This window comes from Salifodinibacter halophilus, from assembly GCA_012999515.1.
Classification (GTDB): Bacteria; Pseudomonadota; Gammaproteobacteria; order Nevskiales; family Salinisphaeraceae; genus Salifodinibacter; species Salifodinibacter halophilus.
Genome location: JABEEB010000845.1, coordinates 1 through 230 on the forward strand (window position 1 = coordinate 1; position 230 = coordinate 230).

Here is a 230-nt window from a genome sequence, read left to right on the forward strand (position 1 = left end):
GGTTCTGCAGCCCGATGCCTGCGGCGAGCGTGAGCCCGTTGAGTATGCCCTCCGGATCTCCGCTGCCGAAGCCCACCCCCACGGCCAGCCCCTCGGGGAAGTTGTGCAGCGTTATCGCGAAGATGAAGAGCCAGATCCGCTGCAGGCTTACGCCGGCTCCCTCCCGGCCTTTCAGGAAGTGGCGGTGGGGGAGGTAGCGGTTTGAGGCGTCTAGAAACAGCGCGCCGAGC

At 66.5% G+C, this 230-nt stretch carries 1 protein-coding gene; it reads right to left on the reverse strand.

The window, feature by feature from the left end; translation table 11 throughout:
* Nucleotides 1-230 (reverse strand): ZIP family metal transporter (locus HKX41_13945; GenBank protein ID NNC25235.1); only part of this gene is annotated, 230 nt, incomplete at both ends.